Source organism: Gordonia jacobaea, from assembly GCF_001186365.1.
GTDB classification, from domain to species: Bacteria; Actinomycetota; Actinomycetes; order Mycobacteriales; family Mycobacteriaceae; genus Gordonia; species Gordonia jacobaea.
The window spans coordinates 1-23629 of sequence record NZ_LDTZ01000015.1; the positions used below are offsets into that span (position 1 = coordinate 1).

Here is a 23629-nt window from a genome sequence, read left to right on the forward strand (position 1 = left end):
CCCCAAAGAGTCGACAGAATTTTCAACACAATCTCAGCCAGAGAGACAAAAACCTGACCAAACAAAAACTAGCAACACCCAGACCCAAAGACCTGAGCGTCACAAAAATAAATCATCACATAATCCAAAAACTTGGACACACGATGCCAAAATATGGCATCAGACAATCTTGTCAATACACTATCGAGTTCTCAAAGAACACACACCTACCAGCGCCACCCCGCATGGCGAGGCGCTCTCTAGTAAGCTGGTGTTTGGAATTGTTGACCCCGTCTCCGGAGCAACTCTTCCAGGCTACCAGATCCGATTCGCGTTCGCAACACCGTGTGTTGCGGGCTATTCGTTTCTGGCCGCATCGGTGTTCCAGGCTATCAGACCTGAGACACTGCAGTTTCCCCGATTCCGTGTCGGCCCCGGGGTCTTGCTCGCTGCGGTGCAACAAGAAAGTTACACACACGGGAACAGGGCGTCAAATCGCCTGGTCAGAGGCTTAAACGAGCGCCGGCAAAGCTCTTCTTACCGCGTCGGATGACCAGCCAACGGCCGTGCAGCAGGTCGGAAGTGCCTGGAGTCCACTCCGGATCGGTGATCTTGGTGTTGTTGACGTAGGCACCTCCTTCGCCGATCGCGCGTCGTGCAGCTTTGTTGCTCTCAGAGAGCCCGCTGTCCACGAGAAGTCCGACGAGCGTCGGTGCGTCGGAGCTGTATTCGGCGATCGTGGTCTCGCCCAGTGCTGCCGCAAGCGTCGACTCGTCGAGATCCGTCAGTTCGGCGCGGCCGAACAGCGCCTGACTGGCCAGTTCCACGGCGTGGGTGTTGGCCGCGCCGTGGATGAGCGTCGTCATCTCCGCTGCGAGGCGCTTCTGCGCCAACCGAAGATGCGGAGTCTCTTCCGTTGCACGCTCCAGCTCACCGATCTCTTCCCTGCTCAGGAACGTGAACCACTTCAAGTAGCGGACGACGTCGGCGTCGGACGTGTTCACGAAGTACTGGTACCAGGCGTAAGGACTGGTGAGTTCCGGGTCGAGCCAGAGGCTTCCGCCGCCGGTCGACTTACCGAACTTCTTGCCGTCCGACGAGGTCACGAGCGGAACTGTCAGCGCATGCACGGTGTCTCCGGTGATCCGGCGCGTGAGATCGACACCGCCGACGATGTTTCCCCACTGATCCGAGCCACCGATCTGCAGGCTGCACCCGTGCCTGCGGTGCAGTTCGAGGTAGTCGTTGGACTGCAGCAGCAGGTAACTGAACTCGGTGTAGCTGATCCCATCGGACTCGAGGCGTCGTCGAACGGTTTCTCGAGCGAGCATCACGTTGACCGAAAAGTGCTTACCGAGGTCGCGGAGGAACTCGATCGCGCTCAGCCCTGCCGTCCACTCCATGTTGTTGACCAGCAGGGCGCTGTTCGGACTGTCGTCGAATCGCAAGAAGCTGGCCAGCTGGTCGCCGATGCGTCCGGTCCATCCGCCAACCGTGTCGACGGAGTTCATGGTCCGCTCACCGACATCACGCGGGTCGCCGATGAGTCCTGTCGCACCACCTGCGAGAGCGATAGGCCGATGACCTGCGAGTTGAAAGCGACGCAGCGTCAGAAGCGGCACCAAATGCCCAGCATGCAGGCTCGACGCCGTCGGGTCGAAGCCCGCGTACACAGTGATCGGGCCGGCTTCGACAGCGGACCGCAGTTCATCGATGTCGGTTGACTGCGCGATCAAGCCTCGCCACTGCAGATCGTCGAGAATGTCTGAACCATCGATTCGGTCTTCAGAGGTCAGTGTGCTCACACATCGATCTTGTCATCTGCGCGTGCGCGGCCGGCGAACACCCGACCTGTATCGATCAGACCCGGCCCTCATCGATCAGGCAGAAGTGAGACGTTGATGCTCTTCGTCGTCGACCGCGCGCGCCTCAGTGGCCAACATGACCGGGATGCCGTCGGCATCGATCCGGTAGGCGACACGAAGCCGCGGGTTGTAGAGCTCATCGCCCGCGTCGAGCAGCGGGCCGTGATCCTGCGGGCACACCAGCCGGTCACGAACGATCGGATCCAGTGACTGCGCGCGAGAACCCATCGGCTTGCTTCCTCTCTCAGCGGATTTCCCCAGCGGATTTCGACGTGCCGCGGGGCACGACAGCAAGCCTAACGGCGCGGCGAACGCGTCGATCACCCGCTCGCCTCCACATCAACGCGTGCCGGTCGCGGCTCCCCCGGCTGTTGTCCTGGTCGGCGCGCCCGCGGTTCCGACAGCTCTTGCCGACGTCGTGCGATCGCGTGAGGTTGCGGAGGACGAATCCGGCAGCCAATCCACTCTGCTCACCGCAGTCTTGGTGAACCGTCGGTACCTGCCCTCCGAGTCGCGGTACCAGACCTTTGACCCGGGTTTCGGCACACCACGAGCCGCCAGTGCGCTCGCCTGGGGGCGATAGGACTCCGATACCGGGATCTCGTCGACGACGCAGACCAGGTGAGGTCGACGGTGCGCGGGCAGTGCGCCGAGGCCGAGCCGCAGTTGCGTGACTGTCAATGAATCCACGTCGACATCGGACCGCATCGTCAGCGCGGCCACCACGATCTGGCCTCCCGGATCGCCGAGCCGGTAGGCGGCCACTTGATCGACACCGGGCACCCGCGAGAGCAGTTGCTCGATCGGCGGGAGGTAGATGGGGCCCTCGATCGAATGCGCCACGGTGTCAACCGATCCCATGAACCACAGGTCGTCGTCGGAGTCCCGGTAGAACAGGTGACCCGACACCTCCCACCGGTCCTTGGGCGCGAAGACGTCACGCAAGACGGTCGCGGTGGTGTCGAAGCGATGCCGTGAACGCGCCAGCAGCAGCCCGACCTCGCCCTGCCCCGCACGGTCGACGAAACCGTTTTCACCGACGACGAGGCGCTCGGCGTCGACGTCGTATGCCGCGATTGCCACCTCGTTGGTTTCCGGCAGAGCGCGACCCATCGACCCGACCTTGTCGGCGGCGACGTTGGCCAGGATGGCCGAACCGTCAGCTGTCGCGAAGAACTCGAGAACGCGGGCACGTGGGAAGCGTTCGCTTATCTCGTCCCAGAGGCCGGTGGGAAGTCCCGATCCCATGAACAAGCGGATCGGATTGTGCTCGTTGATCTGAAAGTTCTTGTCGTGCAGTATCTCTCGCAGCATCGACCAGGTGTAGGACACCACCGTGACGCCGTATCGATGAACCTCGGTGGCGAAGTTCTCGGCGTCGACGCCCTCCGACAATGCGATACGCGACCGTCCGACGGCCGTCGCGCCGAGCGTGGTCAACAATCCGGAGGCGTGGTGCAGCGGCGGGATGCAATAGACCGTGTCGCGGTCTGTGAGACCTGCCGCCGACGCCGCTCCGAACGCCGACATCGCGAACCTGTGATTGGTCACCGGCCACACCGCAAGTTTGCCGCGTGAGCGGGTGAACAGGATGAATGCCAGATCGCCTGCGAGACCGGGATCGGGGCGATACCACGCTGGCATCTGTACGACGTCGGGGTCGATCTGTTCCATGTCGATGACGGTGCGGCCGTCAACGCCGTCGATCTCGCGTGCCGACCCGCTTCCGCCACCGAGCACGAGGACGCGATCGCTGTGAGCTGTCGCGGTCTCGAGGTGAACGGGATCGCAGACGACGACGTTCGCGCCTGCCAGCCGCAGCATCTCGCCGACATCGCCCTCACCGGCGAGAAGTACGGCGACCGCGCCCAACCGGGACAGTGCGGCAACCGCGACCAGCGCGCTCGGGCGGGTGTCCATCAGAACCCCGATGTGCTCGCCGGGGCGCACGCCACACTGCACCAGTCCCGCCACCACGTTGTTGATGCGGGTGTCGACCTGCGAATGGGTGAGAACTCGATTCTCGAAGAGGAAAACCTCGCGGTCGCCGCCCCAGTCGGTGTTCTCCGACATCAGCTTTCCCAGCGAGATACGAGTACCTGACTGGATCTGTCCGAGGCGGAACAGTCGCGGCACCGTGCGGACTGATTCCTGCGCGACGGCAAGCGACGTCCGCTGCACAGCGCCCGCCATTTCCCACAGATCGCGGGACGCCCCGGCACCCGCATCGGCAACCGAACCGATGCCGTGCGTGATCCGAGACAGCAGGCCGACGCCGGTGCCTTTCCCGTCGACCGGCGCCTCCATCGGCTCGACGTGATCGGGCTCAGGCCCCAGGTCCTCCTGCCAATTGATCCATTCCGCAGTCGTCGGCCACGTACGAGTACCCGAAGTACTTCCCACCACAAGACCGAAATGCCCTACGGGAAGCCGTGATTCGTACACGCGAGCTCGTGGTGCCGCACGGACGACACCACGGATAGCGATCGGTTGCCCGATGTCGTCGACCTCGCCGACGAAACCCAGAACGGGGGCGGTGATCTCGGCGAGCGTCACCAGTTCGCCGTTGATCACAAACCCGCCGGACACCATGCGGTTATGTGCGACGAACTGGCGCAGCAGTTCCGCGATGGCCGGGCCGGACCAGGCGACCCACCCTTCGGCTTCGAGGAAGCGGCGCTGATCTTCGCGGGGCAGAAGTGCGTCGCGGTCGTGGAGCTGGCGGAGGAAGTCGAAGCGGCTGCGCGCGGTCTTCACCGGGTCGAGCATTTGGAAACCGAGACGCGCCAGCCAACTGGGCACCCACAGATGTGGAAATACCTTGTCGGCCAAGACCTCCGCGCCGGGAGCGACCAGTGCTGCGGGCAGTCCGAGCGGTAGTGCCGCGAGAACGTCGACCGGGCTACCGAAGGTGATCACGCTGGCCACCCCGCGGGAACGTCGATACGCAGCTGCCTGATAGGCGAACATGCCGCCCTGCGAGTAGCCGGCGACGTGAACATCGCGGCCGGTGGATTCGATGATCCAGTCGATCGCCTCGCTCACCGCGACGACGTGGTCGGCGAGGTTGCGCTCCATCCCGCCTTCTTCGTGATCGGGAGATCCGAAGTCGACGACCCAGGCAGTGATGCCGTTGCGGTGCAGCACAGAGACGGCACCGTTGTGCTCGGTCACGTCATAGACGTTGGCAGACACCATCATCGGGGGAATCAGCACGATGTTGGGACCGGTCGCCGGGGCATCCGGGAAGTAGCGTCGCAACCGGAACATCCGTGTCGTCTCGACCACGGTGAACGGCGCGGGCTCGGTCCCGGTCTGCAGACCGCCGTACCGGAGCACCTCGAGACCATTCTGCGCTGTCGCGAGGACACGCTCGGCAAATGCCTTCACGTCGGGAATACCGCCGCCTGCCATCAACCACGCTCCTCCCCGCACACTGTATGGTGATCTGCATCACCTTACCCAAGCTTGGTCAACTCGCACCGTACACGGATCGACATAGACCCCGCGCACTCGTCGACCTCACTGTGACGGTGAACTCACCGACCACCGTGATCGCAGTGCCGGGAGCGCGCGGTCGAGGACGTCGAGCTGGCGCTGCACCTGCGACGGAGCGGTGCCGCCGTAGGCGTCGCGCGACTCGATCGACCCTCGAACGGTCAGTACCTCACGAACCTGCGGGGTGAGAGCCGGATCGATCGACGCGAAGGTGGCATCGTCGAGTTCATCGAGTCCGACGCCGCGGTTCTCCGCCTCGCGAACACACGCACCGGCGACCTCGTGGGCCACTCGGAACGGAACACCTTGACGCACAAGCCATTCCGCAATGTCGGTGGCGAGGGTGAATCCCGCGGGAGCCAGCTCGGCCATCCGATCCTCGTGGAACTCGAGTGTGCCGACCATCCCGGCGATCGCAGGCAACAGCAACTCGAGCTGCGCGACGGCGTCGAATACGGGTTCTTTGTCTTCCTGCAGGTCGCGGTTGTACGCGAGCGGCTGAGCCTTCAAGGTCGCCAGCAAGCCGGTGAGGTCACCGATCAGCCTGCCCGCTTTGCCGCGTGTGAGTTCTGCGACGTCGGGGTTCTTCTTCTGCGGCATGATCGAACTCCCCGTCGACCAGGCGTCGGCGAGGGTGACGTAGCCGAATTCGGCAGTGCTCCACAGGATCACCTCTTCGGCGAGTCGCGAGAGATCGACGGCGATCATCGCGAAGACGAACGACGCCTCGGCCGCGAAGTCTCGCGACGACGTCGCGTCGATCGAGTTCTCCGCGGCTGCGGCGAACCCCAGATCAGCGGCGATCGCCTCGGGATCGAGGCCGAGTGACGAACCCGCCAACGCACCGGAGCCGTACGGGGACACCGCAGTTCGACGATCCGCATCGGCAAGCCTGTCGACGTCGCGGATCAGCGGTTGCGCGTGCGCGAGGAGGTGATGCGCGAGCAGCACCGGCTGCGCAGCCTGCAGGTGTGTCTTCCCCGGCATGACGGCGTCGGGATGTGCGCGAGCCTGAGCAGTCAACGCCTCGACGACGTCGAGCACACCTGTCGCGACAGAACGCATCGCCTCGCGCAGCCACATGCGAAACAGCGTGGCGACCTGATCGTTGCGCGACCGTCCGGCGCGCAGCCTGCCACCGAGGTCGGCTCCGACGCGTTCGATGAGTCCGCGTTCGAGGGCGCCGTGCACGTCCTCGTCGGACTCGGCAGCCACGAAGGTGCCGTCGGCGACGTCGCTCGCGAGTTGGTCGAGACCGGCGAGCATGGCGGTCAGATCGTCGTCGGACAGCAGGCCTGCGCGATTGAGAACCCTGGCGTGCGCCTTCGACGCCTGGATGTCGAACGGGGCGAGCACCCAGTCGAACTGCGTCGACTTGCTCAACGCGGCCATCGCGTCGGCGGGTCCCGACGCGAAGCGACCGCCCCACAGCGACCCCTGGTTCGTTGTCCCGTGCTGGGCTGAGGGGCCCTGATCACTCACTGAGCAGATCCCGCTTCGCTGCGATCTTCGACGACAGGCCGTGCAGCTCGACGAATCCACGTGCGGCGGACTGGTCGAAGCTGTCGCCCTCGTCGTAGGTCGCGAGGTTGAAGTCGTACAGCGACTCGCCGCTGCGGCGGCCGTTGACCGAGATGTGGCCACCGTGCAGCACAAGGCGGATCTCGCCGGAGACGTGCTCCTGCGTGGAGTCGACGAAGGTGTCCAGCGAGCGCTTGAGCGGCGAGAACCAGAGGCCGTCGTACACCAGCTCTGCCCACTTCTGATCGGTACGACGCTTGAAGCGTCCGAGTTCGCGCTCCAAGGTGACGTGCTCGAGCTCTTCATGGGCGGTGATCAGCACCATCGCGCCGGGAGCCTCGTAGATCTCGCGGCTCTTGATGCCGACGAGGCGATCTTCGACGACGTCGAGGCGGCCGACACCCTGTGCGCCCGCGCGGCGGTTGAGTTCCTCGATCGCCTCCAGCACGCTGACCGGGCGACCGTCGATGGCGATCGGGCGACCCTTGTCGAACGTGATGATGACCTCGTCGGGCGAGTTCCAGTTGATCGTCGGGTCCTCGGTGTAGCTGTAGACGTCCTTGGTCGGCGCATTCCACAGGTCCTCGAGGAAGCCGGTCTCGACGGCGCGACCCCACACGTTCTGGTCGATCGAGAACGGCGACTTCTTGGTCACGTTGATCGGGATGTCGTTCTCCTCGGCGAAGGAGATGGCCTTCTCGCGCGTCCACGCGTAGTCGCGGACAGGGGCGATGACCTCGAGATCTGGTGCCAGCGAAGCGAAACCGACCTCGAAGCGCACCTGGTCGTTGCCCTTACCCGTGCAGCCGTGCGCGACGACGGTGCCGCCGTGATCGCGTGCCGCGGTCACCAGATGCTTGGCGATCAGCGGGCGCGACAGTGCCGACACCAGCGGGTACCGGTCCATGTACAGCGCGTTCGACGTGATCGCGGGCAGGCAGTAGTCGTCGGCGAACTCGTCGCGTGCGTCGACGAGCACGGCTTCGACGGCACCGCAGTCGAGCGCGCGCTGGCGGACGACCTCCATGTCCTCGCCGCCCTGTCCGAGGTCGAGCGCAACGGCGACGACCTCCTTACCGGTCTCCTTGCCGATCCAACTGATAGCGACCGAGGTGTCGAGGCCGCCGGAGTATGCAAGTACGACGCGTTCCGCCATGGTGGTGTGTGCTCCTATGTCGTGGTTCGACATCCATCATCGGATGTCGTGCCCGATGCGATCGGGCTGGGGTCTGTTTGTCGGTCCGGGTTCGGGCCTCGGTGTGTCCGACTCCGGCTCAGGGGCCGCCGGGGCGTCGGTAAGGGGTTGTCACACGAGGCCCTCGATTCGTCGTGCGAGCTCGGCCCCGTCGATCGGTGCGCGTGCGCACACGAAGATCGTGTCGTCGCCCGCAATAGTGCCCACGACGTCGGGCAAGCTGGCCCGGTCGATGGCACTGGCCAGGTAGTGCGCGGCGCCGGGCGGGGTGCGCAGCACGGCGAGGTTTCCGCTCGCATCCGTCGACACCAGCAGTTCGCTGAGCAGACGAGACAGTCGGGCAGTACCGCCGAACACCCCACGAACGGGCGCGCCGTCTTCAGGGACGACGTAGACGCCGACGCCGCCGTCGGCCGCGCGCAACTTGACGGCGCCGAGCTCGTCGAGGTCGCGGGAGAGCGTCGCCTGCGTGGCGTCGACTCCCCTGCCTGCGAGCAACTGCTGCAACTCCGACTGCGACCGCACCTGATGTGACCCGAGCACTTCGACGATGAGCGCGTGTCGCCCCGCTCGCGTGCTCGCGAGCCTGGTGTCGGTGTGATCGGCGATGCGCGCAGCGCCGCCGGTGTCGGCATTGCTGGTCACTTCTGCCCCAGCAGCCAGATGAGCAACGCCTTCTGAGCGTGCAACCTGTTCTCCGCCTCGTCGAGAACCGCACTCGCGGGACCATCGATCACGTCGTCGGTGATCTCATCGCCGCGGTGAGCGGGCAGGCAGTGCAACACGATCGCGTCCGGATCCGCCACTGCGAGGAGGTCGGAGTTGATCTGGTACGGCCGGAACGGTGCGCGACGATCCTTGCCGTCGTCCTCCTGCCCCATCGAGACCCACGTGTCGGTGACCAACACATCGGCCCCGCGCGAGGCGGCGACAGGGTCGGATTCGACGCTGACCGATCCTCGGGTCAGAGCGGCCCGCTTTTCGGCGTCGGCGATCACGACGGGGTCGGGCTCGAATCGGTCCGGCGCACTGATCGTCACGTGCATCCCCGCGGTCGCGCCGCCGAGCGCCAACGAGTGCGCCATGTTGTTCGCACCGTCGCCGAGGTAGGTCATCGTCAACCCCGCGGTACGGCCCTTGCGTTCGACGATGGTCTGCAGGTCGGCGAGGACCTGGCAGGGATGGAAGAGATCCGACAGCGCGTTGACAATCGGAATCGACGCCGTCGAGGCCATCGCTTCGAGCCGCTCTTGCCCGAAGGTCCGCCACACGACGGCCTCGACGAATCGTGACAACACCCGGCCGGTGTCTTCGAGTGATTCATCGCGGCCGAGCTGAGTGGTGCGTCCGTCGACGACGACGGCGTGGCCACCCATCTGCGCGATGCCCATCTCGAACGAGAACCGCGTTCTCGTGGAGTTCTTGTCGAAGATAACCCCGACTCCCCGCGGACCCTCGAGCGGTCGGTAGGCGAACGGCTGGCGCTTCACCTCGGCGGCTAGGGCAAGCACTTCGGCCTGCTCGTCGGGCGTGAGGTCGTCGTCGCGTAGAAAATGTCTGGTCACTGTGCGCTGCTCTCGTCGGTTGCGGCGTCGAGGATCTGCGGCAGTGCTGCGACGAAGTCGCCCGCCTGGTCCTCGGTGAGGATGAGGGGCGGCGCGAGCCGCAGGACGTCGGGAGCCGGCGCGTTGATGAGGAATCCGTTGTCGCGAGCAGTCGACTCGACCTTCGCCGACACCGGCGCGGTGAGCACGACGCCGAGCAGCAGCCCCGACCCGCGCACATGGGAGATCAGCGGATGGTCGAGTGCTTCGACGCCCGTCGCGATCGACTTTCCCACGGCGGCAACATGATCGACGAGGTTGCTGTTGTCGATCTCGTCGAGGACCGCGAGCGCAGCGGCCGCCGACACCGGGTTACCGCCGAATGTCGTGCCGTGCTGTCCGGGAGTGAACAGTTCCGCGGCGGGGCCTGTCGCGATGGTCGCCCCGATGGGCAGCCCGCCGCCGAGCCCCTTGGCGAGAGTCATGACGTCCGGCACGATCCCCGCGGCCTGGTGTGCGAAAAACGTTCCGGTACGACCGATTCCCGTCTGCACCTCGTCGAGGACGAGCAATGCGCCGTGCTCGGCGGTCAGCCTGCGCGCGTGCGCGAGGTAGTCCGCAGGCGGAACGACGACACCGGATTCTCCGAGGATCGGCTCGAGGATCACCGCTGCGGTCTCCGACGACACTGCGGCGGTCAAGGCGTCGACATCGCCGTAGGGCACGAAGTCGACCCCTGCGGGCATCGGTTCGAACGGTGCGCGCTTCGCCGGTTGACCGGTCATCGCGAGCGCACCCATGGTGCGTCCGTGAAATGCCTTGTCCGCGGCCACGATCTGCGGCCTGCCGGTGAGTCGGGCCAGCTTGAATGCTGCCTCGTTGGCTTCGGTTCCGGAGTTGCAGAAGAACACCCGGCCGGGCTGCCCGAACTTGTCGAGAAGACGCTCGGCGAGTTCGACTACCCGCGGGTTGATGTACAGATTCGAGACGTGGCCGAGTGTCTGGAGTTGCTCGGTCACCGCGGCCACGATCGCGGGATGCGCGTGACCCAATGCGTTCACCGCGATGCCGCCGAGTAGATCGAGGTAGCGGTTGCCGTCGGCGTCCCACACGTAGGCTCCCTCGCCCTTCGTCAGGGCGATCGGCGGCGTGCCGTAGTTCTTCATGAGGGCGGATGACCACCGCTCCTGCCAGGGTGCGGTCATGAGTGCGACGCTCCGTCTGTGTCTAGCGTGGTGTGCGCGGTTGCGGGAGAGAGGTTTTCGGGAGCGACGACGGTGGTCCCGGTGCTCGTCGCGGTCAGCAGTTCGGCCAAGACAGCGTGCGGCACACGGCCGTCGACGACATGAGCTCGCCCGACACCGCCTTCGACCGCACGCAGGCACGCCTCCATCTTGGGCACCATGCCTGCGTCGAGACTCGGAAGCAGTTGTGCCAGTGCGTCGGTCGAGATCTGCGACACGAGCGACGAGCGGTCGGGCCAATCGGTGTAGAGCCCTTCGACGTCGGTGAGCATCACCAGTCGGGTGGCACCGAGCGCCTCGGCGAGAGCGCCCGCAGCCGTGTCGGCGTTGATGTTGTGGACGACGCCGTCACGGTCGGGGGCGAGTGTCGAGACGACCGGAATGCGTCCCGCACCAACGAGATCGAGCACCGCGGAGGTGTTGACCGAGGAGATGTCGCCGACGAGTCCGATGTCCGTGGCAACTCCGTCGACGACGACGGTGCGTCGCGTCGCCGTGAACAGGTTGGCGTCCTCACCGGTGAGGCCGACGGCATAGGGTCCGTGCGCGTTGATCAAGCCGACGAGCTCGCGACCGACCTGACCGAACAGCACCATCCGCGCCACGTCCATCACCTCGGGCGTGGTCACACGGAACCCGCCGCGGAACTCGCCCGTCAGGCCGAGACGTGCGAGCATCGCCGAGATCTGTGGTCCGCCACCGTGCACCACGATCGGGTGCATGCCGCAGGCCCGCAGGAAGACGATGTCGGCGGCGAAGGCGCGTTTGAGGTCGTCGTCGATCATCGCGTTGCCGCCGTACTTCACGACGACCGTCGCACCGTGCATGGCCTGCAGCGTAGGCAACGACTCCGCCAGGATCGCGGCCTTCGCGGCGCCGCTGATCGAGCCGTCCCCGCTGATCGAGCCGTCCCCGCCGAGCGAGCCATCCCCGCTGATCGAGCTTGTCGAGATCATGACGAATACGCCGAGTTCTCTTCGACGTACGCGTGCGAGAGGTCGGTGGTCCGAATGCTGCCGGTCTCCGCGCCGAGGCCGAGGTCGACGAGGACCGCGACGTCGGGACCCGACAGGTCGACGTCGCGCGCGCCGTCGACGCCCGTGCCGTTGACGCAGACCGCTTTGCCGTTGAACGACACCGTGATTCGATCGGGGTCGATGGTGACCGGTGCAATCCCCGTCGCCGCGAGCACGCGCCCCCAGTTCGGATCCGACCCGAAAAGCGCTGTCTTGACCAGACTGTCGCGGGCAATGGTCCGCGCGACGGCGATGGCGTCGTCTTCGGTGGCAGCACCGGTGACCGTGATGACGATGCGCTTGGTGACTCCCTCGGCGTCGGCCATCAGCTGCGCGGCGAGATCGTCGCACACCGACAGCACGGCGGCGTCGAGTTCTGTTTGCTCGACGGGGATCTGGCTGGCGCCGGAGCTGAGCAACAGCACCGTGTCGTTGGTCGACGTCGAGCCGTCGATGTCCAGCCTGTCGAACGTCTTCGACGTCGCGCGCCGCAGCGCGAGGTCGAGTTGTTCCGCGCTGGCCCGCGCATCGGTGGTCAGCACGCACAGCATCGTGGCGAGCGAGGGTGCCATCATGCCTGCGCCCTTGGCCATGCCGCCGATGTTCCACCCCTGTGGATGGTGCAGCGCAACCTGTTTCGGCACGGTATCGGTCGTCATGATCGCGTAGGCGGCGTCGGTTCCGCCGGAGAGTCCGCCGCCCATCTCCTGGACGATCTCGGTCACACCCGCGAGCACTTTGTCCATCGGGAGGCGATCACCGATCAGACCCGTGGAACAGACAGCGACCTCGACGGCGCCGGTCTCGGTTCCCCAGTTGCTCAGCGCTTCGGCAACAGCCTCTGCCGTCGCGTGCGTGTCCTGGAAGCCCAGCGGTCCGGTACAGGCGTTGGCGCCACCAGAATTGAGGACGACGGCGCGCAGCCTGCCGGTGGTGAGCACCTGCTTGCTCCACAGCACCGGCGCAGCCTTGACCTGGTTGCGGGTGAAGACGCCTGCCGCCGAGTAGTCGGGGCCCTCGTTGAAGACCAGCGAGAGGTCGGGGGCGCCGGAAGCCTTGATACCGGCGGCGATTCCCGCCGCACGGAACCCGAGCGGTGCTGTCACGCCCTGATTGCGCAGCAGGCGCGGGCCGGTCGCCGGTGCACCGCCGGCGATCCGGTCGTCGGAGTCGTCGACCTGCGTTGTTGTGTTGCCTGCTGTCGAATTGCTCTCTGCCGCATTGCCACTCGAGCTCACGGTGCCACTCCCACAGTGCTCAGTCCTTCTGCTTCGTCCCAGTCCAGCGCGAGGTTCATCGACTGAACCGCCGCGCCGCCGGTCCCCTTCGCGAGGTTGTCGATTGTGCCGACCACCACAAGTGTTCCGGCCCGCTCGTCGACGGTGACGGCGAGTTGCACTGCGTTGGAACCCATCACCGAGCCCGTCGCGGGAAGACTGCCCTCGGGAAGGAGATAGACGAATTGCTCATCGGCATAGGCCTTTTCGTACACCGCGCGGACCTCGTCGGCCGACGCCGTCGTACGCGCCGTGCACGTCGCGAGGATTCCGCGCGACATCGGGACGAGCACAGGCGTGAACGAGACCGCCACCGGTTGGTCGGCAGCCTCCGACAGTGCCTGCGAGATCTCCGGGGTGTGCCGATGCGAGCCGCCGACCCCGTACGCACGCGCGGAACCGATCACCTCCGACGCGAGTAGGTCGACCTTGGGTGCCCGTCCCGCCCCCGACGTTCCACTCACCGCGACGACCGTGACGTGCGGTTCCACGAGGCCGGCCGCGACCGCGGGAAGCAGCGACAGAATCGAGACCGTCGGATAGCAGCCGGGTACCGCGATCCGACTCGCGTTCTGCAGGACCTCGCGGTTGCCGGGGATCTCGGGCAGGCCGTACGGCCAGGTGCCTGCGTGATCGCCGCCGTAGTAGGCGACCCAGTCGTCGGAGTCACGGAGCCGGAAGTCGGCGCCGCAGTCGATGATCAACGTCGTGGGAGGCAGCGCGTCGGCGATCTGCGCCGACGTTCCGTGTGGCAGCGCGAGGAACACGACGTCGTGACCGGCCAGGACGTCGGACGTCGTTTCCTGGAGTTCACGCTGCGCCAACGGCAACAGGTTGGGATGATGGGCACCAAGGAGTGTGCCCGCGTTTCCGCCGGCCGTCAGGGCGCCGATCTCGAGGTCGCCAGATCGCAGACGCGGGTGTCCGCACAGCAGACGAAGCACTTCCCCACCCGCATAACCGCTCGCGCCAGCTACAGCCACCTTGATCGTCATACACATCATTATGCATGGCGGCGCAAATCAATACGGAACTAGGTCGGCGGGCGCAGCGAAGTAGATTCCCAACCGGCGTCGTGTAGTCGTTCGACGGCCTCGAGAATCAGATCCACCGCGAACTCGAACTCGAAGTCGTCGTCGCAGCCAGCGGGCCCCGTACGTGCGCGAGCATCGAGGGCGATCGCCGTCACTGCGGGATATCGTTTCGCGAATTCGGCCTCCGCTGCCGCCTGCGCCGCCGGACCGAGGTCGGCAGGCGGCGCGGCACTACCGGTGAACACTTCCGCCGTGAAGCCCCAGATCCGTGGCCCGACTACGTGCATGGCGTGGTGGGTCAGATCGATTGCGATGCCTCCGTCGATGAACTCCGCCGCCAGGGAATCCATGTACGCGAGCGCGCCCGGCGTAGGAGTGTCACGGGATTCGATCGCTGTGCGCATCCACGGGTGCGCTTGGTACACGCGCCGTGCGGCGAGTATTCGCGAGCGCACCGACCTGCGCCAGCCCTGCGCGGAGGACGCGGGGTAGGAGTCGACGACGACATCGATCATTCCGTCGACCAGGTCGCTCTTGTTGGCCACATGTTTGTACAGCGCCATGGGCACCACGTCGAGCTCGGTCGCAAGCGCGCGCATGGTGACCGCGTCGAATCCGTCTCTGTCGGCAAGACGGACGGCACAGCCGAGTACGCGATCCCGGTTGAGCGGAACTCGCTGAGCTGAGTCATCCGACATACCCGAAACCCTAGCGAAGCCTTGACCGGGTGTACGTAGTACACCTACGGTAGGCGGGGTGTACGACATACACCACTGACTCAGCACGCGTCACGCGCACCAAGGCCACAGGCAGGAGAACTCGCATGGTCGAATCGAACGAGCGAGCCCGGGCGCGGTGGGCCGGTATCTGGTACCTCGTCACCTTCGCGACGTCGCTTCCGGCTCTCGCTCTCAAGAAACCCTTTCTCGACGGCGATCCCGACGCTTCGGGGGCCGCTGCCCAGTTCGGATGCGTGCTGGAGGTCATCCTCGCCGTGAGCTGCGTCGGCACCGCCATTGCGCTCTACCCCATCATTCGACGCCACAGCGACGCCCGCGCACGAGGTTTCGTCGCGTCGCGAACCGTCGAGGCGACGCTCGTGGTGATGGGAGTGGTTGCGGTACTGGCACTCGTCACGGTCCGGGATGCGCCCGGTACATCGTCAGGAGTCGACGACGCGCTCGTCGCACTTCACGATGGCGCGTTCCTCCTAGGACCCGGCCTACTACCGGCAGTCAATGCACTCCTGCTGGCTCCGGTGCTGTACGCGAACCGACTGGTTCCACGTGCCATTCCCGCACTCGGGATCATCGGCGCGCCGCTCCTGCTCGCGTCGGCGACCGCGACAATCCTCGGCCTCGTGTCACAGGTGTCGCCGATCGGCGCGCTCGCCGCCGCCCCCATCGCGCTATGGGAACTCGCGCTGGGCGTCTGGCTGACCGCGCGTGGCGTGCGAGAGCACAGCGAGGCGTCGAACAGCACACCGGTCGCCGTCGCCTGACGTGGTCGGCTATCGACGTGCCGAGCTATCGAAGCCGCGCGCCGACGCCCTCGGTCGCGCGAGCCACGGCAGCCAGTTTCGCCGCGGTCGCCTCGTCTTCGGTGAGGGTCCGATCGCCTGCCCGGAACTTCAGCGCGAAGGTCAACGATTTGTTTCCCTCGCCGACCTGCTCACCGGTGAAGACATCGAAGAGCTCGATGGAGTCGAGCAGCTCACCGGCGCCCTCGCGCAGCAACGCCTCGACGTCTGCCGCGGGCACGCCGTCCGACACGACGACGGCGACGTCCTGCAGCACCGCCGGGAACACGGAGATGTGCGGCGCTGGCAGTGTCGCGTCGAGCGGCAACGCGTCGACGTCGATCTCGACGGCGCACATCCGCTTCGGCAGCCCTGTACGTTCCAGCACCGCGGGGTGGAGCTCGCCGGCATGTCCGACGACCCGACCGTCGACGACGACGGCCGCGCACCGACCCGGATGCCAGGGCGCGTAGGTGTCGGCCACCAATGTGACGTCGACTCCGGCTGCGACGCCGATCTCACGAGCAGCCTCGAAGGCGTCGAGATAGTCACCGGGCCTGCCGGGACCCCACGGGCCCGCCGGATCACGCAGCCCGGTCAGCGCAACCGCGACGTGCAGTGGCTGAGCGGGTAGCGAGTCGTCGAGTTGGGCGATCTCCTCGGCCGTGGGGCGTCGGGTCACGTCGAGTTCGGCCACCGGGCGCATGTGGTCGGTGGCCAAGACGACCTGTCCGATCGTGTACAGCGACAGGTCGCGCTGGCCGCGAGCAATATTCCGGGCGACCATCTCGAACAGCCCGGGCAGAAGCGTCGTGTTCAGCTCCGGCCGGTCGGACTCGAGCGGGTTGAGCACCTTGACCGTGCGGCGTCGAACGTCGTCGGAGGACAGGTCCCAGGTGTCGAAGACGCCCGCGGGCATGAACGGGAAAGGCAGCACCTCGACGTAACCGTCGAGCGCGAGCGTGCGACCGATGCTGCGGCGTCGACGCTGGGTTGGCGTCAGCCCGCGTCCGCCCGGAGCAGACGGAAGAACGGCCGGAATGTCTTCGAGGCCTTCGAGCCGCAAGACTTCTTCGACGAGGTCGGCGCGCTGACGCAGATCCGGTCGCCACGACGGGGGCGTGACGGTCAGCGGGTCGGTGCCGGTGACCGTGCACCCGACCTCGACGAGCCGAGCTGCGGTGGTGCCGGCCGGGTAGGTGACCCCGGCCGTGCGGTCGGGCTCGTCGGCAGAGATCGTGATGGGCGCGGTCGCCGGAAGCGATATCCGCTCCTCGGCCAGTGGCGACGCGATGGCACCACCCGCGAGTTCGACGATGAGTCCGGCTCCGCGGTCAGAACCTGCGGCGGTGATCTCCGGGTCGACGACGCGCTCGAACCGCTTGCTCGCCTCCGACGTGAGCTTGTGACGCTTTCCGGTCCGGAAGACACGGACGGGATCGAAGGTCGCCGCCTCGAGCAGCACACGCGTGGTCTGCGGACCCACCTCGGTGCTCTCGCCGCCCATGACACCTGCCAGCGCGACGGGGCCACTGTCGTCGGCGATGACGACGTCCTCGGGATCGAGGTCGCGAACGACGCCGTCGAGCGTTGTCAGCTTCTCCCCCGACCGCGCGTTGCGGACGGTGATGGTCCCGGACAACTTGTCAGCGTCGAAGGCGTGCAGCGGCTGTCCCAATTCGAGCATCACGTAATTGGTGACGTCGACGATCGCAGAGATCGGGCGGACCCCGGCGACCATCAATCGCTTCTGCATCCACCACGGCGATATGGCAGTCGGGTCGACGCCCTCGATGAGGCGCGCGGTGTATCGGGTTGCGCCGGAATCCTTCTCGATCGCCACGGGCCAGGGCGCACCGTCGGACACCGAGATGGCGGGGACGGAGGTACCGGGATCGACGAACGGCACGGTGAAGCTGCTCGCCAGCTCACGGCCGAGTCCGCGGATCGAGAACGCGTAGCCACGGTCAGGGGTGACGTTGACGTCGATCGCGGCGTCGTCGAGTCCGAGGACCTCGCGGGCGTCGGCGCCGGGCTCTGCGGTGCCGGGCGCCAGGACGAGGATGCCGCTGTGATCGGTGCCGATACCGAGCTCGGACACCGAGCAGATCATGCCGTCGGAGATGTGTCCGTACGTCTTGCGGGACGCGATCTCGAACGGCCCCGGCAGCACGGTTCCGGGCAGAGCGGCAACGATGAGGTCGCCCTCCGCGAAATTGCGTGCCCCACAGACGATTCCGCGGGGTTCCGACTCCCCCACCTCGACCTGGCAGAAGCGAATGGGCTTCTTGAACTCGGTCAGTTCCTCGATGTGCTCGACGCGCCCGATCACCAGCGGGCCGGTGATCTCGGGGAACGACTCGATGTCTTCGATCTCGAAACCGACACGGACGAAACCCGCGTCGATCTCCTCAGTGGTCGCCGACCAGGTCGGATCGCCGGCACGGAGTACCTCGGTGTACCAGGACTGCGGTGCACGCATCGGTCAATCAGCTTCTTTCATCGAGTGGAATCGGTGCGGGTTGCGGCGTCGACCGGCTCAGGCCGCCGGGCCGAACGGGAGGCTGAAGCGGACGTCGCCCTCCACCATGTCGCGCATGTCCGAGATGTCGTTGCGGAACTGCAGAGTGCGTTCGAGTCCCATCCCGAACGCGAACCCTGAGTAGACGTCGGGGTCGATTCCGCTGGCGCGCAACACGTTCGGGTTGACCATGCCGCAGCCACCCCATTCGACCCAGCCCGCGCCGCCCTTCTTGGCGGGAAACCATACGTCGACCTCGGCCGACGGCTCGGTGAAGGGGAAATAGCTCGCACGCATGCGGGTGGTGGTCTCGGGGCCGAACAGTGCGCGAGCGAACGCCTCGAGCGTGCCGCGCAGGTTGGCCATCGTCAGTCCCTTGTCGACGGCGAGGCCCTCGATCTGATGGAACACCGGCGTGTGTGTGGCGTCGAGCTCGTCGGTCCGGAACGTCCGGCCGGGGCACGCCACGTAGATCGGGAGATCTCGCGACAACATCGAACGCACCTGCACGGGTGACGTGTGGGTCCGGAGCACCTGACGTGATCCCTCGGGTGCGATGTAGAAGGTGTCCTGCATCGACCGCGCAGGGTGATCCGGGAGAAAGTTCAGCGCGTCGAAGTTGTAGTGCTCGGTTTCTACCTCGGGTCCCTCGGCGATCTCCCAGCCCATGCCGACGAAAACGTCGGCGACCTGCTCGGAGATCACTGTGATGGGATGGCGCGCTCCACCGGGACGTCGACGACTCGGCAGCGTGACGTCGACCGACTCGGAGACGAGAACCGCGGCGTCGCGCTCGGCCTGCAGCTGCGCCGTCCGGCCGTCGAGGACCGCACTGACCCGCCCACGAACCTGGTTGACCAGTTTGCCTGCTTCGGATCGCTGGTCCTTCGGCAGCGAACCCAGAGCTCGACGAGCGAGCGCTATCGGCGAACGATCGCCGAGGTGCGCGGTCTTGGCGGCCGCGAGCGCATCGAGATCAGCGGCCGCAGCGAATGCCGCAGCGGCGGCGTCGGCCGCGGCGTCGAGTTCCTCGGTGCTGGGGAACGTTGGCTGCGCTTGATCGTCGGCAGAGCTGGCCACGGTCGGCGGTCTCCTAGTGCTTGCTGGTGCGGATGACTGAACCCATCACGACCACCTCGACGACGAGAGCAGATCAGCAATGCGCCGGTCAGAGGCCGTGATACTTCCTCGTCAAGGTTAGTCGACCGTCCTGGGGCCCTACCTCGACGCCCCCACGAACCCGCGCCGATCGATCATCCACGATCCGCCCGGCTCAGCAGCGTCGGGAGCTCGCAGGTGCTCGACCCAGTGATCGAGCGGCCATCGCGGCGGCGACGCCGATCACCAACCAGATCCAGCCGGCGACGATTCCCGAACCGGCCAGGAGCAGCGTCGTCACACCGACGACGACCAGGAGCCCCACGATGAGGGTGTCGCGTCGTGCACTCCACCCACCGACGACCTGCGCGTCCCACCACGGCACCGGACGGTTCTCCAGGACGAGCAGCACTCCGGTCACCGGGATCATCAGCGCGAGCAGGCATGCGGTGGTCGCGAGAACCGTCGGCCAGAACAGCAGGGCGTGGGGATCTCTATGCAATCCACACAGCGCGGAGAGGCCAATGATGAGACCCAACACCGGAAGGTGCCACAGATACAACGTCATCGCACCTCGGTTGCCGAGCACGACCCACCACCAGACCCGTGGGCGGGCGGCGACTCGTGCAAGTGGCGCGCGCAACGCGATGACCAGCGCACACAGCACCACAGTGTGACCAGCGAGTAGCAGGCTCGGCGGACTCATGTTGGACAGTTGCTGTCCGGGGACGGTCACCAACGACATCTCGTACGGACCGAGGGCCACCAGCGCGATGTCGACGACCAGAGCGGTCACGCACAGCACTGCGGCTTCGACCATCGAGAACAGGCGTTTCGCATACGCGACGCCGAGGATCGCCGGGATGATCCACACGCTGAGAAAGTTGACGTAACCGACGTTGTTCGACGCACCGACGGCGATCCGAAGGGCGTCGACGACCGCGGTCACCAGCCACGCGGCCGCCAGAGCTGACAGCACAGCCCGGCGCGACGAGAGTCGTTGGAGCATGGGCATCACCGCGAGCACCAACAGGTAGGCGCCGAGAAACCACAGCAACTGAACTCCCAGGCGCGCCACGACGTCGGCGATGGCGGCGGCACCGACCAGCGTCGACACCCCGTAAACAATCAGGACGACCACGAGATACCACCCGACCGGCCGCAGAAGTCGCTGGACCCGACGCAACAGCCAGTGGCCGGGACGTGTGCCTGGACGCCACCCGTAGGTCGACGCCGCGGCGCCTGCGAAGAAGAACAGCGGAAGGATCTGGAACAGCCAGGTCATCGGTTGCAGAAGCGGAACGTCGGCGAGGGTGTTACCGAGGACGAGCCGACCGTCGTCGACGGACACCGTCAGCATGAGCGAATGCCCGGCGATCACGACGACCAGCGAGGTGAGTCGGATGAGATCGACGACGCGATCGCGGTTGCCGGTCAGCGCGTCGAGTTCTGCGACAGAGGGAGTCAGGGTTGAGTGGTTTCGCACTCCGAGAAGTCTTCGCCGACATGCCCTTTCGATCATGGGTGCAACTACTCAGCACGCGTATGCGTTTCAACTCGATCAGCCGGTGCCGCCCGTCGCCCTAGACTCGACACCCATGCGATACACACTGGAAGATTCCGTTGTCGTCGAGCGCAGCCCGGAGGACGTGTACGCGCTGATCAGCGACGTCACACGCACCGGAGAGTGGAGCGAACAGTGCCACGCGTGTGAGTGGGACAGTTCCGCACGCGGTGCGGGCGCGACCTTCACCGGTCACAACCGCACGCCGGTCCGCGAGTGGTCGACCGTCTCGACCGTGACCGTCGACGAGCCCGGCACTCGCTTCGAATGGACGATCGGAACCAGCGGAACGAGGTGGGGCTATCGCGTCGAAGCCGTCGGCGACGGCAGCACACGGCTCACCGAGTACACCGCCTTCTCTGACACCGGCGAAGTATTCTTCCGCGAGAAGTACGGCGACGACGCCGATGACCAGATGAGGATTCGCCTCGTCGCGGCGGCTGAGGGAATTCCTGCCACTCTCGCCAGGATCAAAGTGATCGCCGAGGCGTGAGCTGCGCTACAACCTAGCGGGCTTGTACTCGTGCGCTCTCGTAGAGACAGATCGACGCCGCCGACGCGAGATTGAGGCTCTCGGCGCGACCGCGGATCGGAATGGACACCCGGTGGTCGGCCGACTGCGCGAGTGGTGCGGACAACCCGTGGGCTTCGTTGCCGAACAGCCAGGCGGTCGGCTCGGCGAGGACGTCTGAGGCGTCGTCGAGCACGAGCTCACCGTCGGCCGACGTCGCCAGGATCGTGATGCCCGCCGACCTCACCGACGACAGCGCCGCGTCGACGTCTCGTTCCCGAACGATCGGCAGATGGAAGACGCTGCCCGCGCTCGCGCGTACGCACTTCCCGTTGTGCGGATCAACCGCGTCGCCGAGCAACAGCACGGCGTCGGCGCCCATCGCGTCGGCTGTGCGGATCAGCGTCCCGGCATTACCTGGTTCACGCGGCTCGACGGCCACCGCCAGTAGGCGCGGACCGGACGACAGCACGTCGTCGAGGGACGCGTCGAGGAGCTCGGCGAGAGCGAAGATTCCGGGCGGCGTCGTCGCTTCCGAAAGCTTTTCGGCGGCGCGATCCGACAATCCGACGACGTCGACGCCTGCGCCGGATGCGGCGCCGAGGATCTCGGCGTGCCGGTCGGCGTCACTCTCGCGGACCAGGATCTGCACTGCCCGACCACTCTCCAGAGCGGCGGCAACCGCATTGGCGCCTTCGACGAGAAATCTTCCCTCGGACCGTCGTACCGACGCCCGATGGAGCTTTGCATACGACACGACCCGCGAGGATCGTTCGGACAAGATCTCCATCAGATGATGTCCGTGATCACTCGCGGGTCGTGTGCGACGTGTTCGATGTGAACGCTCAGGCTGCGGGAGCGTTGACGTCGGCCGGCAGTGCCTTGCGGGCAACCTCGACGAGGCCGGTGAAGGCCTCCGGGTCGGTCACGGCGATGTCGGCGAGCACCTTGCGGTCAACCTCGACACCCGCGGCCTTGAGGCCCTGGATGAAGCGGTTGTAGGTGATGTCGTTGGCGCGGGACGCAGCGTTGATACGCGCGATCCACAGCTTGCGGAACTCACCCTTGCGGGCGCGACGGTCCCGGTAGGCGTAAGTCATCGAGTGGAGCTGCTGCTCCTTGGCCTTGCGGTACAGGCGCGAGCGCTGCCCGCGGTATCCCTTGGAGGCCTCCAGCGTCGAACGACGCTTCTTCTGGGCGTTGACAGCCCTTTTCACGCGTGCCATGTCAGTTCCTCTTGTTCGTCAGATGTGGTGGTCGGGTGCGTCAGCGGTTGAGCAGTCGCTTGATACGCGGTGCGTCGTTCTCACTCACCACGGCGATGCCGTCGAGACGACGGGTACGGCGAGAGGACTTGTGCTCCAGGAGGTGGCGACGGTTGGCCTTCTGGCGGACGATCTTTCCGCTGCCGGTCACCTTGAAGCGCTTGGCTGTGCCCTTGTGGGTCTTGCTCTTCGGCATGTTCTTTCCTTCATTCGAGCGGACGCAAGCCACACCCGCGGTTGTCGGGTGCGGTATGCGTCCGCAGTGGTTCTCCGACGGTCCGTTCTCACGGACCGCATCGGCTTAGCTGGCCGTGTCGTCCTTGGCGCCCTGCTGGCGGGGCGCGCGGTCGTCACGAGTCTGCTGCGCTTTCACGCGGGTCTTCGCGCCCTTGTGCGGGGCGAGGACCATGGTCATGTTGCGGCCGTCCTGCTTGGCCGAGGTCTCGATGAAGCCGTAATCGGCGACGTCGTTTCCGAGGCGCTGCAGCAGTCGGTATCCGAGTTCGGGTCGCGACTGCTCGCGGCCGCGGAACATGATGGTGACCTTCACCTTCGAGCCTGCCTCGAGGAACCGGATGACGTGACCCTTCTTGGTCTCGTAATCGTGGTCGTCGATCTTCGGCCGGAGCTTCTGCTCCTTGATGACGGTCAACTGCTGGTTGCGACGCGACTCGCGTTGCTTCTGCGCTGCTTCGTACTTGAACTTGCCGTAGTCCATGATCTTGCACACCGGCGGACGGGCGTCGGGTGCGACCTCGACCAAGTCCAGGTCGGCCTCGTAGGCCAGGCGCAGCGCATCTTCAACACGCACGATGCCCACCTGCTCCGAATTCGGTCCGACGAGTCGGACCTCCGGTACGCGGATGCGCTCGTTGATGCGGGTCTCAGTGCTGATGGGGCCTCCTTGATAAAACCTGACAGGGGTGGCCGTCGCGGAGTGGTCGGTGGCCGCGCATGGAAAGGGGCTCTCAGCAGAAG

The 23629-nt window shown here is 66.0% G+C and carries 20 protein-coding genes and 1 pseudogene; 2 read left to right on the top strand and 19 right to left on the bottom strand.

The genetic code is table 11. The features are described from left to right. Positions 1 to 482 precede the first annotated feature (482 nt). The 12 genes from tyrS to ABW18_RS06035 all read right to left on the bottom strand — a co-directional run bounded on the left by tyrS (position 483) and on the right by ABW18_RS06035 (position 14871). On the bottom strand, positions 483 to 1784 hold the full coding sequence (tyrS, locus tag ABW18_RS05980) for a tyrosine--tRNA ligase (RefSeq protein WP_049698122.1): 1302 nt from the start codon (positions 1782 to 1784) through the stop codon (positions 483 to 485). Between the two features lie 75 nt (positions 1785 to 1859). Continuing rightward, the gene (locus tag ABW18_RS05985) at positions 1860 to 2072 is read right to left on the bottom strand and encodes a Trm112 family protein (RefSeq protein ID WP_049698546.1); all 213 of its coding nucleotides are present in this window, start codon (positions 2070 to 2072) and stop codon (positions 1860 to 1862) included. A gap of 111 nt (positions 2073 to 2183) precedes the next feature. After that, on the bottom strand, positions 2184 to 5258 hold the full coding sequence (locus ABW18_RS05990) for an AMP-binding protein (RefSeq protein WP_049698123.1): 3075 nt from the start codon (positions 5256 to 5258) through the stop codon (positions 2184 to 2186). A gap of 108 nt (positions 5259 to 5366) precedes the next feature. Next, positions 5367 to 6824: an argininosuccinate lyase gene (gene argH, locus ABW18_RS05995; RefSeq protein WP_049698124.1), complete on the bottom strand. Its 1458-nt coding sequence runs from the start codon at positions 6822 to 6824 to the stop codon at positions 5367 to 5369. Beyond that, on the bottom strand, positions 6817 to 8019 hold the full coding sequence (locus ABW18_RS06000; protein WP_049698547.1) for an argininosuccinate synthase: 1203 nt from the start codon (positions 8017 to 8019) through the stop codon (positions 6817 to 6819). Before ABW18_RS06000 ends, argH begins: the two co-directional genes overlap by 8 nt. Positions 8020 to 8169: 150 nt before the next feature. After that, entirely contained in the window at positions 8170 to 8667 is a 498-nt protein-coding gene (locus tag ABW18_RS06005) for an arginine repressor (RefSeq protein WP_039856974.1), read from the bottom strand. 32 nt (positions 8668 to 8699) lie between these two features. Then, positions 8700 to 9623, bottom strand: coding sequence for an ornithine carbamoyltransferase (gene argF, locus ABW18_RS06010; protein ID WP_049698125.1), 924 nt, complete (start codon positions 9621 to 9623; stop codon positions 8700 to 8702). Continuing rightward, positions 9620 to 10807 (bottom strand): acetylornithine transaminase, encoded by a 1188-nt coding sequence (locus ABW18_RS06015; RefSeq protein ID WP_049698126.1) that lies wholly within the window; start codon positions 10805 to 10807, stop codon positions 9620 to 9622. Before ABW18_RS06015 ends, argF begins: the two co-directional genes overlap by 4 nt. Next, positions 10804 to 11802, bottom strand: coding sequence for an acetylglutamate kinase (gene argB, locus ABW18_RS06020; RefSeq protein ID WP_049698127.1), 999 nt, complete (start codon positions 11800 to 11802; stop codon positions 10804 to 10806). The genes ABW18_RS06015 and argB overlap by 4 nt, the downstream gene beginning before the upstream one ends. After that, entirely contained in the window at positions 11799 to 13019 is a 1221-nt protein-coding gene (argJ, locus tag ABW18_RS06025; RefSeq protein ID WP_049698548.1) for a bifunctional glutamate N-acetyltransferase/amino-acid acetyltransferase ArgJ, read from the bottom strand. Before argJ ends, argB begins: the two co-directional genes overlap by 4 nt. Before the next feature lie 77 nt (positions 13020 to 13096). Beyond that, positions 13097 to 14134: an N-acetyl-gamma-glutamyl-phosphate reductase gene (gene argC, locus ABW18_RS06030; RefSeq protein WP_049698128.1), complete on the bottom strand. Its 1038-nt coding sequence runs from the start codon at positions 14132 to 14134 to the stop codon at positions 13097 to 13099. Between the two features lie 38 nt (positions 14135 to 14172). After that, positions 14173 to 14871 (bottom strand): TetR/AcrR family transcriptional regulator, encoded by a 699-nt coding sequence (locus ABW18_RS06035; RefSeq protein ID WP_049698129.1) that lies wholly within the window; start codon positions 14869 to 14871, stop codon positions 14173 to 14175. A gap of 125 nt (positions 14872 to 14996) precedes the next feature. Between ABW18_RS06035 and ABW18_RS06040 the strand changes: the two genes are divergently transcribed. Continuing rightward, complete coding sequence (locus tag ABW18_RS06040) at positions 14997 to 15674, top strand: DUF4386 domain-containing protein (protein ID WP_049698130.1); 678 nt, start codon at positions 14997 to 14999, stop codon at positions 15672 to 15674. Between the two features lie 25 nt (positions 15675 to 15699). On the opposite strand, the gene pheT is transcribed toward ABW18_RS06040, so the two are convergent. The 3 genes from pheT to ABW18_RS06055 all read right to left on the bottom strand — a co-directional run bounded on the left by pheT (position 15700) and on the right by ABW18_RS06055 (position 20797). Continuing rightward, positions 15700 to 18174: a phenylalanine--tRNA ligase subunit beta gene (gene pheT, locus ABW18_RS06045; protein ID WP_049698131.1), complete on the bottom strand. Its 2475-nt coding sequence runs from the start codon at positions 18172 to 18174 to the stop codon at positions 15700 to 15702. Positions 18175 to 18231: 57 nt separating this feature from the next. Next, positions 18232 to 19293, bottom strand: coding sequence for a phenylalanine--tRNA ligase subunit alpha (gene pheS, locus ABW18_RS06050; protein WP_049698132.1), 1062 nt, complete (start codon positions 19291 to 19293; stop codon positions 18232 to 18234). A 193-nt stretch (positions 19294 to 19486) separates the two neighbouring features. After that, positions 19487 to 20797 (bottom strand): acyltransferase family protein, encoded by a 1311-nt coding sequence (locus tag ABW18_RS06055; RefSeq protein WP_331436053.1) that lies wholly within the window; start codon positions 20795 to 20797, stop codon positions 19487 to 19489. Between the two features lie 112 nt (positions 20798 to 20909). Here ABW18_RS06055 and ABW18_RS06060 point away from each other — a divergent pair, with 112 nt between their 5' ends. After that, positions 20910 to 21368 carry an SRPBCC family protein gene (locus tag ABW18_RS06060; protein WP_049698134.1) on the top strand — a complete coding sequence of 153 codons (459 nt, stop codon included), beginning with the start codon at positions 20910 to 20912 and terminating at the stop codon, positions 21366 to 21368. Between the two features lie 13 nt (positions 21369 to 21381). On the opposite strand, the gene ABW18_RS06065 is transcribed toward ABW18_RS06060, so the two are convergent. From ABW18_RS06065 to infC, 4 genes and pseudogenes are all read right to left on the bottom strand, one after another. Then, a complete protein-coding gene (locus tag ABW18_RS06065) occupies positions 21382 to 22176 on the bottom strand; it encodes a TrmH family RNA methyltransferase (protein ID WP_197494435.1) in 795 nt (264 codons plus the stop codon). A gap of 55 nt (positions 22177 to 22231) precedes the next feature. Beyond that, complete coding sequence (gene rplT / locus ABW18_RS06070; protein WP_049698135.1) at positions 22232 to 22612, bottom strand: 50S ribosomal protein L20; 381 nt, start codon at positions 22610 to 22612, stop codon at positions 22232 to 22234. Positions 22613 to 22652: 40 nt separating this feature from the next. Next, complete coding sequence (gene rpmI / locus ABW18_RS06075) at positions 22653 to 22847, bottom strand: 50S ribosomal protein L35 (protein WP_005208912.1); 195 nt, start codon at positions 22845 to 22847, stop codon at positions 22653 to 22655. A gap of 105 nt (positions 22848 to 22952) precedes the next feature. Next, positions 22953 to 23607, bottom strand: a pseudogene (gene infC / locus ABW18_RS06080) (translation initiation factor IF-3). Positions 23608 to 23629: the final 22 nt, after the last annotated feature.